Genomic DNA, 12,717 nt, shown 5'->3' on the forward strand with positions numbered 1-12,717 from the left:
ACCGGGCGCATCGACGCGGTGCGGGTGGAACATGGAGCCGCCTGGGGGAATCGAACCCCCGACCTATTCATTACGAGTGAATCGCTCTACCGACTGAGCTAAGGCGGCGCTGTCGGGCGGGATGAGTCTACGGCAGGGCCTCCCGGCGACCCAACTCAGCTGCGCAGCGCCTGCCCGACGGTGCCGACCATCGCGTCGACCGCGAACTTCGGCTTGACGTTGACCGCGAGCGCCTCGCGGCATTCGAGCACGGCCTCGATGCAGCGCAGCAGCTTGTCCGGCGAGGCGTGCGCGGCCATCGCGGCCACCTTGTCGGCCATGTCCGGGTGGTTGGGGGCCACGTCGGTGGCACCGGAAGCCACCAGCAGGGCGTCCCGGAAGTACGTCGCGAGGTCGATCAGTGCGCGGTCCAGCGCGTCGCGCGACGCCCGCGTCTGCCGGGACTTCTGGCGTTTCTCCAAGTCTTTGAGTGCGCCGGCGGCGCCGCGCATGGTGCCGGCGGTGCCCTTGCCGGTTCCGCCCGCACCCAGCGCGGTGCGCAGCTCCTCGGCCTCGGCCTCGTTGCGACCCTCGGTCAGCGCCTTCGCCTCGGCTTCGGCGGTGGCCACCAACTCCTCGGCCGCCGCGTACGCCCGCGACGGCGTCGCCGCGTCCCGCGCCAGCCCGAGTGCGCGTTTGCGTCGATCCCGGGCCTGGTCGTCGGTGGCCAGCCGGCGCGCCCGGCCGACGTGACCGCCACTGACCGACGCGGCCCACACCGCGTCGCGCTCCGGGAGTCCGTCGGCCTCCATCAGCACCTTGGCGATGGCCTCCACGGGCGGGGTGACCAGCGCGACGTGGCGGCAGCGCGACCGCAGCGTGATCGCGATGTCCTCGGGATCCACCGACGGCGCGCACAACAGGAACACCGTCGACGGCGGGGGCTCCTCGACCACCTTCAGCAGCGCGTTGGCCGCGCCCTCGGTCAAGCGGTCGGCGTCTTCGATCACCACGATCTGCCAGCGGCCCGTCCCGGGACGGCGCGAAGCGATCTGCACGATCGTGCGCATCGCGTCCACGCCGATGGACAGGCCCTCCGGGATGATGCGGCGCACGTCGGCGTGGGTGCCGGCCATCGTGGTCGAACACGCCCGGCACTCGCCGCATCCGGGGGTGCCGTCGGAGGTGCACTGCAGCGCGGCGGCGAAGCACAGCGCCGCGACCGACCGGCCGGACCCAGGCGGACCTGTGATCAACCACGCGTGCGTCATCGTCCCGAGCGCGGCGCTCACATCGTTACCGGCGATGTGAGCGGAATCACCGCGTGCCGCGCGAGCAGCCGCGATCAACTCCTGCTCCACAGCGTCCTGACCCACCAGTCGCGAGAAAACCCCGGCCATCGCGATAACAGTAATGCTGCGAACCGACACGTCCGTCCCAGACGCCCCTTCCGCGTCAGGAGAGCCCGATACGGTATTCGGGTGGCCGCCGAACCGATCGAAGTGGGACGAATCAGTGCATTCGTCCGCTGGGTCGCGCGTACACCGTGGCCGGTGTTCACGCTGGGCATGCTGCAGGCCGACATCATCGGCGCTCTGCTGGTCCTGGGCTTCCTGCGGTTCGGGCTCCCGCCGGAGGACCGCATCCAGCTGCAGGACCTGCCCGCCTACAACCTGGCGATCTTCCTCGGCTACCTGTTCATCTCGTTCACCGTGGCCTCGTACCTGACCCTGCGCATGCTGATTCCGGTGATGCGCTGGCAGCGCCGCGACATGCTGCTCGGCGACCGCGACCCCGCCGAAACCGAGGTCGCCCGCATGCGGGCGCTGAAGATGCCGTTCTACCGGTCGGTGATCAGCGCGACGAACTGGCTGCTCGGCTCGGTGGTCTTCATCGTGGCCAGCTGGCCGGTCGCCAGCAAGTCCGCGCCGGTGGTGGCGGTCGCGACGGGCCTGGGCGCCACGGCCACCGCGATCATCGGATACCTGCAATCCGAGCGGGTGCTGCGGCCGGTCGCGGTGGCCGCGCTGCGCGGCGGCGTGCCGGAGAACTTCCGCGCCCCGGGCGTCATCCTGCGCCAGGTCCTGACGTGGGTGCTGTCCACCGGCGTTCCGGTCCTGGCCATCCTGCTGGCGCTGGTCGCAAGCAAGTTCGACGTGCTCACCGCTCCCGCCGACCGGCTGAGCACCACGATCCTGCTGCTGGCGATCGTGGCGCTGGTCATCGGGCTGTCCAGCACCGTGCTGGTCGCGATGTCGATCGCCGACCCGCTGCGCCAGCTCCGCTGGGCTCTCGGCGAGGTGCAGCGCGGCAACTACAACGCCCACATGCAGATCTACGACGCCAGCGAGCTGGGCCTGCTGCAGGCCGGCTTCAACGACATGGTGCGCGACCTGGCCGAACGGCAACGCCTGCGCGACCTGTTCGGCCGCTACGTCGGTGAGGACGTCGCCCGCCGGGCCCTGGAGCGGGGCACCGAGCTCGGCGGTCAGGAACGCGACGTCGCGGTGCTGTTCGTCGACCTGGTGGGATCAACCCACTTGGCCGCGACCCGGCCCGCCGCCGAGGTGGTGAACCTGCTCAACGACTTCTTCCGCGTCGTCGTCGACACGGTCAACCGGCACGGCGGCTTCGTCAACAAGTTCCAGGGCGACGCGGCACTGGCCATCTTCGGCGCGCCGATCGAACATCCCGACGCCTCCGGGGCGGCGCTGGCGGCCTCCCGCGAGCTGCACGACGAACTGATCCGGGTGCTCGGTGAGACCGAGTTCGGTATCGGGGTGTCCGCGGGCCGGGCGATCGCCGGCCACATCGGCGCGCAGGCGCGGTTCGAGTACACCGTGATCGGCGACCCCGTCAACGAGGCCGCCCGGCTCACCGAGCTGGCCAAACTCGAACCCGGGCACGTGCTGGCATCGTCGATCGCCGTCGCCGACGCGCTCGACGCCGAGGCGCTGTGCTGGGATGTCGGCGAGATCGTCGAGTTGCGCGGTCGTACCGCCCCGACCCAGCTCGCCCGCCCGCTCAACCTGATCTCGCCGCACGACGTCGGCCAGGAAGTCGCCAGCGACGTCTCGCAGTAACCCGCCGACAGAGGCTCAGGCCTTCTTCGCCGCGGCCTTCTTCGCCGCGGCCTTCTTCGCCGGGGTCTTCTTGGCCGCCTTCTTCGCCGGGGCCTTCTTGGTGGCCTTCTTCTTCACCGGGCCCCGGGCGCGGCGGTCCGCCAGCAGCTCGGAGGCCCGCTCATCGGTGATCGACATGACGTCGTCGCCCTTGCGCAGGCTCGCGTTGGTCTCGCCGTCGGTGACGTACGGCCCGAAACGGCCGTCCTTGATCACCATCGGTTTCTCCGATACCGGGTCGACACCCAGCTCGCGCAGCGGCGGTGTGGCCGCGCCCTGGCGGCCGCGCCGTTTGGGCTCGGCGTAGATCTTCAGCGCCTCGTCGAGGGTGATCGAGAAGATCTGGTCTTCGGTGGCCAGCGATCGGGAGTCGGTGCCCTTCTTCAGATACGGGCCGTAGCGGCCGTTCTGCGCGGTGATCTCCTCGCCGCTGGCCGGATCGACACCGACCACCCGCGGCAGCGACAGCAGCTTGAGCGCGTCCTGCAGCGTCACCGTCTCCAGATCCATGCTCCGGAGCAGTGACCCGGTGCGCGGCTTCGGCCCGGTCGGCTTCTTGCCCTTCTTGGCCGTCGCACCGGCGTCGCCGTCGTCTCCAGGTCCGGGTTCGGGCAGCACCTCGGTCACGTACGGTCCGTAGCGGCCGTCCTTGGCGACGATCTCGTGCCCGGTCTCCGGGTCGACACCCAGCGATCGACCCTCTTGCGGGGTGGCGAACAGCTTTTCGGCCAGCTCCAGGGTCAGCTCGTCCGGCGTCAGCTCGTCTTTGAGGTTGGCCCGCTGTGGGGTCGGCTCGCCGTCCTCACCGACGATCATGCGCTCCAGGTAGGCGCCGTTGCGGCCCACCCGGACGTTGACCGCGCGGCCTTCGGCGTCGTCGAAGAGTTTGATGGAGTTGACTTCTCGCGCGTCGATCTCTTCCAGGTTGCCGCCGACAAGCTTCTTGAGCCCGCCCTCCCTGGCGATCGATCCGTCGACGCCGTGTTCGCCGCCGAAGTAGAAGTTGTTGAGCCAGTTGGTGCGTCGCTCGTTACCGGCAGCGATCTCGTCGAGTTCGTCTTCCATCGCGGCGGTGAAGTCGTAATCGACCAGGCGCGCGAAATGCTGCTCGAGCAGACCGATGACCGCGAACGCCACCCACGACGGGACCAGCGCGCTGCCCTTCTTGTGCACGTAGCCGCGGTCCTGGATGGTCTTGATGATCGAGCTGTAGGTCGACGGCCTGCCGATCCCGAGGTCTTCGAGCGCCTTGATCAGCGACGCCTCGGTGTAGCGCGCCGGCGGCGAGGTGCTGTGCCCGTCGGCGGTCAGATCCTTGGCGTCGACGCGCTGCCCCTGGGTCAGGTTCGGCAGCCTGCTCTCGGCGTCGTCGGCCTCCCCACCGGCCTGCTCGTCGAGGCTCTCGACGTAAGCCTTCAGGAAGCCCGGGAACGTGATGGTGCGGCCGCTGGCGTTGAACACGACCTGCTCGCCGGAACGGGCATTCCCGCCGATCCGCAGGCTCAGCGTGGTGCCGCGCGCGTCGGCCATCTGGCTGGCGACGGTGCGCTGCCAGATCAGCTCGTAGAGGCGGAACTCGTCGGTGTCGAGCTGGCTGTGCAGCTGACCGGGGGTCTGGAACACGTCGCCGGCGGGGCGGATCGCCTCGTGCGCCTCCTGCGCGTTCTTCACCTTGCGGGTGTACTGCCGAGGCGTCGGATGCACGTACTCCTCGCCGTAGAGTTGGCGAGCCTGATTGCGTGCGGCTTCCACAGCGCTGGCCGACAACGTGGTCGAGTCGGTACGCATATACGTGATGTAGCCGTTCTCGTAGAGCCGCTGAGCGATGCTCATCGTGCGCTCCGACGAGAACCGCAGCTTGCGGCCCGCCTCCTGCTGCAGTGTTGAGGTCATGAACGGCGCGTACGGCTTGCGGGTGTAGGGCTTCTGCTCGACCGACGTGACGGCCAGCTGCGCGCCGCGCAGGCCGGTGGCCAGCGCGTTGGCGCCGGCCTCGTCCAGGACGAGCACCTCGTCGGGTTTCTTGACCGCGCCGAGGGAGTCGAAGTCACGGCCGGTGGCCACCCGACGACCGTCGACGGTGTTGAGCTTGGCGGTGAAGGTCGGCGGGCTGGCCGAAGCGTCGGAGACGCTGGCGTCCAGCTCGGCGCTGACGTCCCAGTAGTCGGCGGAGCGGAAGGCCATCCGCTCCCGCTCGCGCTGCACGATGATGCGGGTCGCCACGGACTGCACCCGGCCGGCCGACAGTTTCGGCGCGACCTTCTTCCACAGCACGGGGCTGACCTCGTAGCCGTAGAGACGGTCGAGGATGCGACGGGTCTCCTGCGCGTCGACCAGGTCGTTGTCCAGGTCGCGGGGATCCTCGGCGGCCGCCCGGATCGCGGGCTCGGTGATCTCGTGGAACACCATCCTCTTGACCGGGATGCGCGGTTTGAGCGTCTCCAGCAGGTGCCAGGCGATGGCTTCGCCCTCGCGGTCACCGTCGGTGGCCAGATAGAGCTCGTCGACGTTCTTGAGCTTGTCTTTGAGGTCTGCGACCGTGCTCTTCTTGTCCGGACTGATGATGTAGAGCGGCTCGAAATTGTGCTCCACATCGACGCCCAGGCGCGCCCATGGCTCGGATTTGTACTTGGCCGGGACGTCGGCTGCGTTGCGCGGCAGGTCACGGATGTGCCCGCGCGAGGACTCGACGATGTAGTTCGAGCCGAGATAACCGGCAATCTTGCGCGCCTTGGTCGGCGACTCGACGATCACGAGTCGCCGCACACGTCCGCTGCCGCGGTCCTCGTCAGCCACCTTTGTCCAGCTCCAATTCTTCAGCTGCCCGCGAAATGCACTTACTCATGCGTCCCGCCCCGGCAAGTGACAATTTGGCACCCCGCGCCTGCCTACGCAAACCGTCCCCGCCCCGTCAGAGCTGTTCCGGCCGGTTACAGCCTCGGCCACTGCGACAACGCCCCATCCTGCTCCGGCGGTTCCCCCACGTTCTCTACCAGGCGCGATAGCCGTCGTCGTCCACTGATCCGCAACGCAGGATGAGCCCCCCGGGTGCCGATCAGAGTCGGCGCGATCCCGACCCTCATCATCGCCGACGCGAGCGCCGGATGCGTGTCGGGCGCGTGCGGGTCCAGCCCGAGCAGGTAGCGGTCGTCCTCGGGGCGCCCGGCGGCCAATGTCCAGGCCCGCAGCTGCCGAGGCCCGGGCAGCCACTGCGGGGGGACCGTCTTGACCGCTCCCCTGGTCCACTCGGCGGCGATTACGACCAGTCTGGCGTCGACCGCGGTGCGCACCAGCGGGGTGTTCTCGTCGGTCCGGGCGATCTCCGGGTCCAGGCCGGCCTCGGCGATCATCTCGGCCAGTCCCTCGGCCCGCCACAACGCGTCCACCACCACGGACAGCCGTGCGGCCGCTCCGGTGGCGCCGCCGACGAGCACCGCCTGTCCGGGCGCGGCCAGGATCCCCGTCAGGTCGGCGATCGCCGGGGGCACCGACTCGGCCGAGAAGAAGGACAGCTGGCTCACAGAACAGACACTAGGGCAGCCGGGCCCCACAGCCCCGTTACCCGGCCATCCCGGGCGTGCGTGAAGAGAAGAACGCCCCCGTGTCGTCCGGCAGGACGGCGCGGGGGCGTCTTGAGGTCTTGGGGGCCCGCTCAGATGGCGCGAACGCCGGTGGCCTGGGGCCCCTTGGGGCTCTGGCCGACCTCGAACTCGACCTTCTGGTTCTCCTCCAGGGTGCGGAAGCCGGAACCCTGAATTTCCGTGTAGTGGACAAAAACGTCAGCGGAGCCGTCCTCGGGGGCGATGAAGCCGAAGCCCTTCTCCGCGTTGAACCACTTCACAGTTCCCTGTGGCATCTTTCGTACTTTCCTTCTCTGTATTCACCGGGTGCGGCCCGCCGTCTTTCGGCAGGCCGGGCCCGTTCCGACCGCCATACCTTCGTGGAGTGCTCGGAACTCGACCCGACCTACAACCCTCGCAGGAACCGCGATCGCAACGTCGTTCCTGCGAGTGCTGATACACGAACACAGAAGCTGCGACCGTCGTAAGTCAATCATGTTCAGGCCAGCTGCGACAGTTCTCGCGGCCATCACGTAGTGAACAATTCACGTAGGACAACACCTGGAGGGACCGCCGTGACAGATCCGGGGCCGGATTTCGGCCGCGAACTGCTCGCGTGCGCCATCGACGGAACCGCCGCCGACGAGCATCCGCTGCGTCATGTCGCGGATCTGGCGCCCAGACGGGCCCGGCGGCAGGCGTGGCCCGCATGGGCGGACCCAGATCTGGTGGGGGCGTTCCGTGATCGCGGTGTCGAGGCGTTGTGGTCCCACCAGCTGGCGGCCGCCGAGCTGGCCCGCGACGGCCGGCACGTCGTGCTGAGCACCGGCACGGCCTCGGGCAAGTCACTGGCCTACCAACTGCCCATATTGACGGCGCTGAAGCAGAATCCGCGGGCGCGGGCGCTCTATCTGTCCCCGACCAAGGCACTCGGCCACGATCAACTGCGTGCGGCCACCGCGCTCACCGCCGCGGTGCCCGGCCTGGCCGACGTCGCGCCGAGCCCGTACGACGGCGACAGCCCCTCCGAGGTACGCCGCTTCGCCCGCGAGCGGTCCCGGTGGATCTTCTCCAACCCGGACATGATCCACCTGTCGCTGCTGCGCAACCACGCCCGCTGGGCGGTGTTCCTGCGCCATCTGCAGTACGTGGTCGTCGATGAATGCCATTACTACCGCGGCATTTTCGGGTCCAACGTGGCGATGGTGCTGCGCCGCCTGCTGCGGCTGTGCGCGCGGTACTCGGCCGCCGGCTCCGAATTCGCCGGGCCCACGGTCATCTTCGCCAGCGCCACCACCGCCCAGCCCGCCGCGACGGCGTCGGAGCTGATCGGCCAGACCGTGGTCGAGGTGACCGAGGACGGGTCGCCGCAGGGGGCCCGCACCGTCGCACTCTGGGAGCCGGCGCAGATGACCGATCTGCTCGGCGAGAACGGTGCCCCGGTGCGTCGTTCGGCGGGCGCCGAGGCGGCCCGGGTGATGGCCGACCTGATCGTCGAGGGTGCCCGGACGCTGACTTTCGTGCGTTCCCGGCGCGGCGCCGAACTCACCGCGCTCGGCGCACGGGACCGATTGGCCGACACCGCACCTGAGCTGGCGCCGCTGGTGGCGTCCTACCGCGCCGGCTATCTGGCGGAGGACCGCCGCGCGCTGGAGCGCGCGCTGACCGAGGGCGAACTGCGCGGCGTGGCGACGACGAACGCGTTGGAGCTCGGCGTGGACATCGCCGGGCTCGATGCCGTTGTGCTGGCCGGTTTTCCGGGGACGGTGGCGTCGTTCTGGCAGCAGGCCGGCCGCGCGGGCCGTCGCGGGCAGGGCGCGCTGATCGTGCTGATCGCCCGCGACGACCCGCTCGACACCTACCTGGTGCACCATCCGGCGGCCCTGCTGGACAAACCGATCGAGCGGGTGGTCATCGACCCCGGCAACCCTTACGTGCTGGGTCCGCAGTTGCTCTGCGCAGCAACTGAATTACCGCTCACCGAGACCGAGGTCCGGATGTGGGGCGCCGAGGCGGTGGCCGAATCCCTGGTCGACGACGGCCTGCTGCGCCGCCGCCCCAGCGGCTACTTCCCCGCGCCGGGCCTGGACCCCCACCCCGCGGTGGATATCCGGGGCGCCACGGGCGGACAGATCGCGATCCTGGAGGCGGACACCGGCAGGATGCTGGGCAGCACGGGCGCAGGCCAGGCGTCGTCCTCGGTGCACCCGGGTGCGGTGTATCTGCACCAGGGCGAGAGTTACGTCGTCGATTCTCTGGATTTCGAGGACGGCGTCGCGTTCGTGCACGCCGAGGATCCCGGCTACACCACCTTCGCCCGGGAGCTGACCGACATCAGCGTTACCGGTCCCGGTGAGCGCACCGACTTCGGGCCGGTCACAGTGGGTCTGGTGCCGGTGTCGGTGAGCAACACCGTCACGGGGTATCTGCGGCGGCGGATGAACGGTGAAGTGATCGACTTCGTCGAACTCGACATGCCCACCCGCAGCCTGGAGACGATGGCGGTGATGTGCACCATCACACCGGAGGCGCTGCAGGACAACGGGATCGACCCGCTGCGGACACCTGGTGCGCTGCACGCGGCCGAACACGCGGCGATCGGCCTGCTGCCGCTGGTGGCCAGTTGCGACCGCGGCGACATCGGCGGGGTCTCGACCGCGATCGGCCCCGTCGACGGGCTGCCGTCGATCTTCGTCTACGACGGCCACCCCGGCGGGGCCGGGTTCGCTGCACGCGGGTTCGCCACGATGGACCGCTGGTGGGAGGCCACCGCGTCGGCGATCGAGGCGTGCGAGTGCCCGTCGGGATGCCCGTCGTGCGTGCAGTCCCCCAAGTGCGGCAACGGAAACGATCCTCTGGACAAGGACGGCGCCGTGCGGGTTCTGCGACTGGTCGTGCGACTGCTCACGGCACGGCTGGACTGAACCTGACACCAACTGGCTCGGAGATCCCCGCGCCGCGAACCTTCCCCGCCGTCGGGCGCCTGCGGCCTCGGTAGGATCACCGGCATGACCCACGACTGGCTGCTCGTGGAAACACTCGGCACCGAGCCCGCCGTCGTCGCGCATGGCGCGTACACCAAGGACCTCGTCCCGATCGGCAACTACCTGCGCCGCAACCCGTACCTGATGGCCATCCAGACCGCCATCGGTGAGACAGTCCGCGCGGGGGCGGGCCTGAGCAGCATCACCCCCAAGAACGACCGGGTCATCCGCACCGAGGTGGTCCAGATGTCCGACGGCCGGATCCACGGTGTTCAGGTGTGGGCCGGCGCACCCGACGACACCCCACCGGAACGTCCACTGGTGGGGCCGCTGCTGTGGGATCTCACCAGTGGGACCGCCACCGACACCCGCGAGTCGCTCGAGGTGGGCGGCTGGGATCCGAACAAACAGGCCACACACGGTCGTGCCTTCGCCGACGACCTGCCCCGCCGCGACCTCAATCCGAACGAGGCCGAGGTGCTCACCATGGTGATCAGACCTGAGCCGGGGGTGACGTTGTGCAACACCTGGGAGGTCACCGACTACCGGGGTCAGCCCATCACGGTCGGGTTCGTGGCCCGCTCACTTCCTGAGGTGGCCGACGACGGCAGAGAGCGGTTGATCTGCCGCGCCATGAATTGGCGCAGCGTACGCGAAGGCCCGAGCATCCAACACGACCTGTTGGCCCAGCGCATCGTCGACGGGATGCGACAGCCCGGCGTGTACAGGGCGCTGGTGGATCCGCGGCACTGGACCTTGCTGAAGTGGCTCGACGATCCGGTCCCGTTCCTCAACTGGCGCGCGCACATGTCCAGTGAGGCGACCGTCCATCCGCACGACCGGGCTACCACGATGGTCGCGATGGCCGCCGACTTCGCGACCGGCGTCGCCAGCGGCGTGCTGCGCATGGTGGGCCCCGACGGGGGCTGGACGCCGGTGCACGTCACGGTGAACCGGGTCAAGCTGGGCAAGAACGCCTATGCCGGCTTGGCGTCACTGCGGCTGCCGACGGCGGCCGAACTCGCCGCCGCGGGACTTGAGGGTGCGGTCGAGAGCACCGGACGCCGAACCAAGGCGCTCTCGCGCAAGGACAAAGCCGGCCGCATGTAGTCGAGCGGCCGGTCGGCGTCAGTCGTCGCGACCCTTGTTGGCGCCGTTACCTTTTCCGTTTCCCTTCCCGTGGCCGTTGTTGCCTTTCTTGTCTGGGCCCTTGACGTCGGGCGCGGGCGGCGGCGGCTGCTGCGTCACCAGTGAGGCCGTGGGCGCGGGCGGCGGGGACGGGGGCTGTGTCGGGGGCGGAGCCGGCGTACTGGTGCTGACGGGTTGGACCGGCGTCGACGACGAGAACGGGTTCATCGCCACGGCGAGCGCCGCGACCAGGAAGGCCGCCGCAGCCGCGGCGATCAGAGCGTATCTGCGTCTCAGGGACGCAGGCCGTTGCGGCGGCGCGGCCCGGTGGTAAGCCGACGGCGGCAACGGTTCGGCGAGCACCTTGGTCGCCGGACGTGGCGGCACCCCGATCGGTGCCGCGCCGGCGCTCATCGCCGCGGCATCACCGGCGAGTGCGGCGCGCATCTGGGCGGCGCTTCCGAAACGCAACCGGGGGTCACGGCTCATCGCGCGGTCGATGACCGCGGCGAGGACCGGATCGGCGCCGGTGCGCAGCCCGGCCAGCGGCGGTGGCGGCGCGTCCATGATCGCCCGGGCCAGCGCCACGGGATTGTCGTGCGGGAAGGCGCGGCGGCCCAGTACCGCCTCGTAGCCCATGACGCCGACCGCGTAGAGGTCGTCGGCGACCGAAGCCGGCGCGCCGGCGACGCGTTCAGGACTCATGTAGCACAGCGTGCCGATGATCTGCCCGGTCATGGTGTGCGCGGTTCCGCCGCTCTTGGCGATGCCGAAGTCGGCGACCTGCATGCGGTCGCCGGTGGCCGACAGCAGGATGTTGCCCGGCTTGATGTCGCGGTGCAGCACCCCGCCGGTGTGCGCGGCGTCGAGCGCGGCGAGCACGTCGTCGAGCATGGCCCGCACCTGCGCTGCCGGCAGCGGGACCTCGGCGATGAGATCGGCCAGTGTGCGGCCCGGCAGCCGTTCCATCACGATGAACGGACGACCGTCGTGCTCGCCGAAGTCGTGGACCGCCACGATGTTGGGATGCGACAGCGCCGCCGCGGAGCGGGCCTCGTCCTGAAATCTGAGCCGGGCTCCCGGGTCGGCGTTGAGGTTCGGCAGCAGCAGTTTGACCGCCACCGGACGGTTCAGCCGCGTGTCCCAGCCGTCGCGAACCTCGGCCATGCCGCCGCACCCGAGCAGGCCCCGTAATTCATAACGGCCGGCAAGCGTCTCGCTGCCAGTCATGCCGGCAGCGTATCCGTACCCGCGGGGAGGTAAACCCACCGCGTCAGCTCCCCGATCAGCCGGCGACGGGACCGGCACGGGCCATCGCCGACGCCGGACCCAGGACGAATCCGCCGGTGCGCACCGGGACGCCGGTACGAACCACGACGTCAAGGTCGTCGAACGCGCAGCCGGTCAGCGTCGCGCCCAAGGACCGGGCCACGTGCTCGGCGACCCCGCATGCCGCGGCCTGCCCCGCCGCGGTCCGAGATGCGGCGCTGAGCGCGGCAAGGTCGGCGGCGGCTTGCGCTCGATGGCGGGCCGTCACCGCCGACCCGATCGCCAGCCCGCCCCAGGTGAGGGTCAGCAGGACCAGCACCATCAGCGCCGCGGTGACGGTGGCGGCGCCGTCCTCATCGCTGGCCGGGCTCGGCCACCGACATCCCTTCGGCCGCGATGACGATGCCGGGCAGTACCGCCGATCCCGCGGTGACCCGGGCGACGACGAAATCACCGTCGCGGCGCACCGCGACGACCGCCTCGGGCGGCGCGATCTGCCGCGCCGCGCGGGTGGCCGACGCGTGATCCCCGCGCGCCGCCAGCCGGGCCGCCTCACGGGCGGCATCGATGCAGCGCACCTGTAGCGACACCGCGGTGAGCCCCGCGACGCAGACGACGAGCACGGCCACCAGCGCGGCGATCGCGAAAGCGGCTTCGGCGGTGGCGATTCCGGAT

Annotated in this window: 10 protein-coding genes and 1 tRNA gene; 3 read left to right on the plus strand and 8 right to left on the minus strand. The window is 70.0% G+C overall.

What is annotated here, in order from left to right:
* Positions 1–32: 32 nt before the first annotated feature.
* Positions 33–108, minus strand: a tRNA-Thr gene (locus ACTWP6_RS06940).
* A gap of 47 nt (positions 109–155) precedes the next feature.
* The gene (locus tag ACTWP6_RS06945; protein ID WP_260755614.1) at positions 156–1,379 is read right to left on the minus strand and encodes a DNA polymerase III subunit delta'; all 1,224 of its coding nucleotides are present in this window, start codon (positions 1,377–1,379) and stop codon (positions 156–158) included.
* An 81-nt stretch (positions 1,380–1,460) separates the two neighbouring features.
* Between ACTWP6_RS06945 and ACTWP6_RS06950 the strand changes: the two genes are divergently transcribed.
* The gene (locus tag ACTWP6_RS06950) at positions 1,461–3,062 is read left to right on the plus strand and encodes an adenylate/guanylate cyclase domain-containing protein (protein ID WP_260755615.1); all 1,602 of its coding nucleotides are present in this window, start codon (positions 1,461–1,463) and stop codon (positions 3,060–3,062) included.
* A gap of 15 nt (positions 3,063–3,077) precedes the next feature.
* Here ACTWP6_RS06950 and topA read toward each other — a convergent pair whose 3' ends face one another.
* The 3 genes from topA to ACTWP6_RS06965 all read right to left on the minus strand — a co-directional run bounded on the left by topA (position 3,078) and on the right by ACTWP6_RS06965 (position 6,957).
* Positions 3,078–5,897, minus strand: a complete 2,820-nt coding sequence (topA, locus tag ACTWP6_RS06955; protein WP_443187208.1) for a type I DNA topoisomerase — start codon at positions 5,895–5,897, stop codon at positions 3,078–3,080.
* Between the two features lie 134 nt (positions 5,898–6,031).
* A complete protein-coding gene (locus tag ACTWP6_RS06960) occupies positions 6,032–6,622 on the minus strand; it encodes a hypothetical protein (RefSeq protein ID WP_260755617.1) in 591 nt (196 codons plus the stop codon).
* Between the two features lie 131 nt (positions 6,623–6,753).
* Positions 6,754–6,957 carry a cold-shock protein gene (locus ACTWP6_RS06965; protein ID WP_003882601.1) on the minus strand — a complete coding sequence of 68 codons (204 nt, stop codon included), beginning with the start codon at positions 6,955–6,957 and terminating at the stop codon, positions 6,754–6,756.
* A gap of 279 nt (positions 6,958–7,236) precedes the next feature.
* On the opposite strand from ACTWP6_RS06965, the gene ACTWP6_RS06970 reads away from it, so the two are divergent.
* A complete protein-coding gene (locus ACTWP6_RS06970; RefSeq protein ID WP_443187209.1) occupies positions 7,237–9,585 on the plus strand; it encodes a DEAD/DEAH box helicase in 2,349 nt (782 codons plus the stop codon).
* Between the two features lie 84 nt (positions 9,586–9,669).
* Positions 9,670–10,755: a PAS domain-containing protein gene (locus ACTWP6_RS06975; RefSeq protein ID WP_260755619.1), complete on the plus strand. Its 1,086-nt coding sequence runs from the start codon at positions 9,670–9,672 to the stop codon at positions 10,753–10,755.
* An 18-nt stretch (positions 10,756–10,773) separates the two neighbouring features.
* Here ACTWP6_RS06975 and ACTWP6_RS06980 read toward each other — a convergent pair whose 3' ends face one another.
* Genes ACTWP6_RS06980 through ACTWP6_RS06990 form a run of 3 tightly spaced genes read right to left on the minus strand, consistent with a single transcriptional unit; the run spans position 10,774 to position 12,710 of the window.
* Complete coding sequence (locus tag ACTWP6_RS06980; protein ID WP_260755620.1) at positions 10,774–12,003, minus strand: serine/threonine-protein kinase; 1,230 nt, start codon at positions 12,001–12,003, stop codon at positions 10,774–10,776.
* A 55-nt stretch (positions 12,004–12,058) separates the two neighbouring features.
* Positions 12,059–12,496: an Rv3654c family TadE-like protein gene (locus tag ACTWP6_RS06985; protein ID WP_396884655.1), complete on the minus strand. Its 438-nt coding sequence runs from the start codon at positions 12,494–12,496 to the stop codon at positions 12,059–12,061.
* Positions 12,396–12,710 (minus strand): TadE family type IV pilus minor pilin, encoded by a 315-nt coding sequence (locus tag ACTWP6_RS06990; protein WP_313901381.1) that lies wholly within the window; start codon positions 12,708–12,710, stop codon positions 12,396–12,398. Before ACTWP6_RS06990 ends, ACTWP6_RS06985 begins: the two co-directional genes overlap by 101 nt.
* Positions 12,711–12,717 lie beyond the last annotated feature (7 nt).

It is taken from the genome of Mycobacterium sp. 4D054 (assembly GCF_052245755.1).
Taxonomy (GTDB): domain Bacteria; phylum Actinomycetota; class Actinomycetes; order Mycobacteriales; family Mycobacteriaceae; genus Mycobacterium.

Bases quoted from the DNA above. Each gene is read 5' to 3' on its own strand.
- ACTWP6_RS06945 (WP_260755614.1), bottom strand. From the start codon at position 1,379: ATGGCCGGGGTTTTCTCGCGACTGGTGGGTCAGGACGCTGTGGAGCAG.
- ACTWP6_RS06965 (WP_003882601.1), bottom strand. From the start codon at position 6,957: ATGCCACAGGGAACTGTGAAGTGGTTCAACGCGGAGAAGGGCTTCGGC.
- ACTWP6_RS06975 (WP_260755619.1), top strand. From the start codon at position 9,670: ATGACCCACGACTGGCTGCTCGTGGAAACACTCGGCACCGAGCCCGCC.
- ACTWP6_RS06980 (WP_260755620.1), bottom strand. From the start codon at position 12,003: ATGACTGGCAGCGAGACGCTTGCCGGCCGTTATGAATTACGGGGCCTG.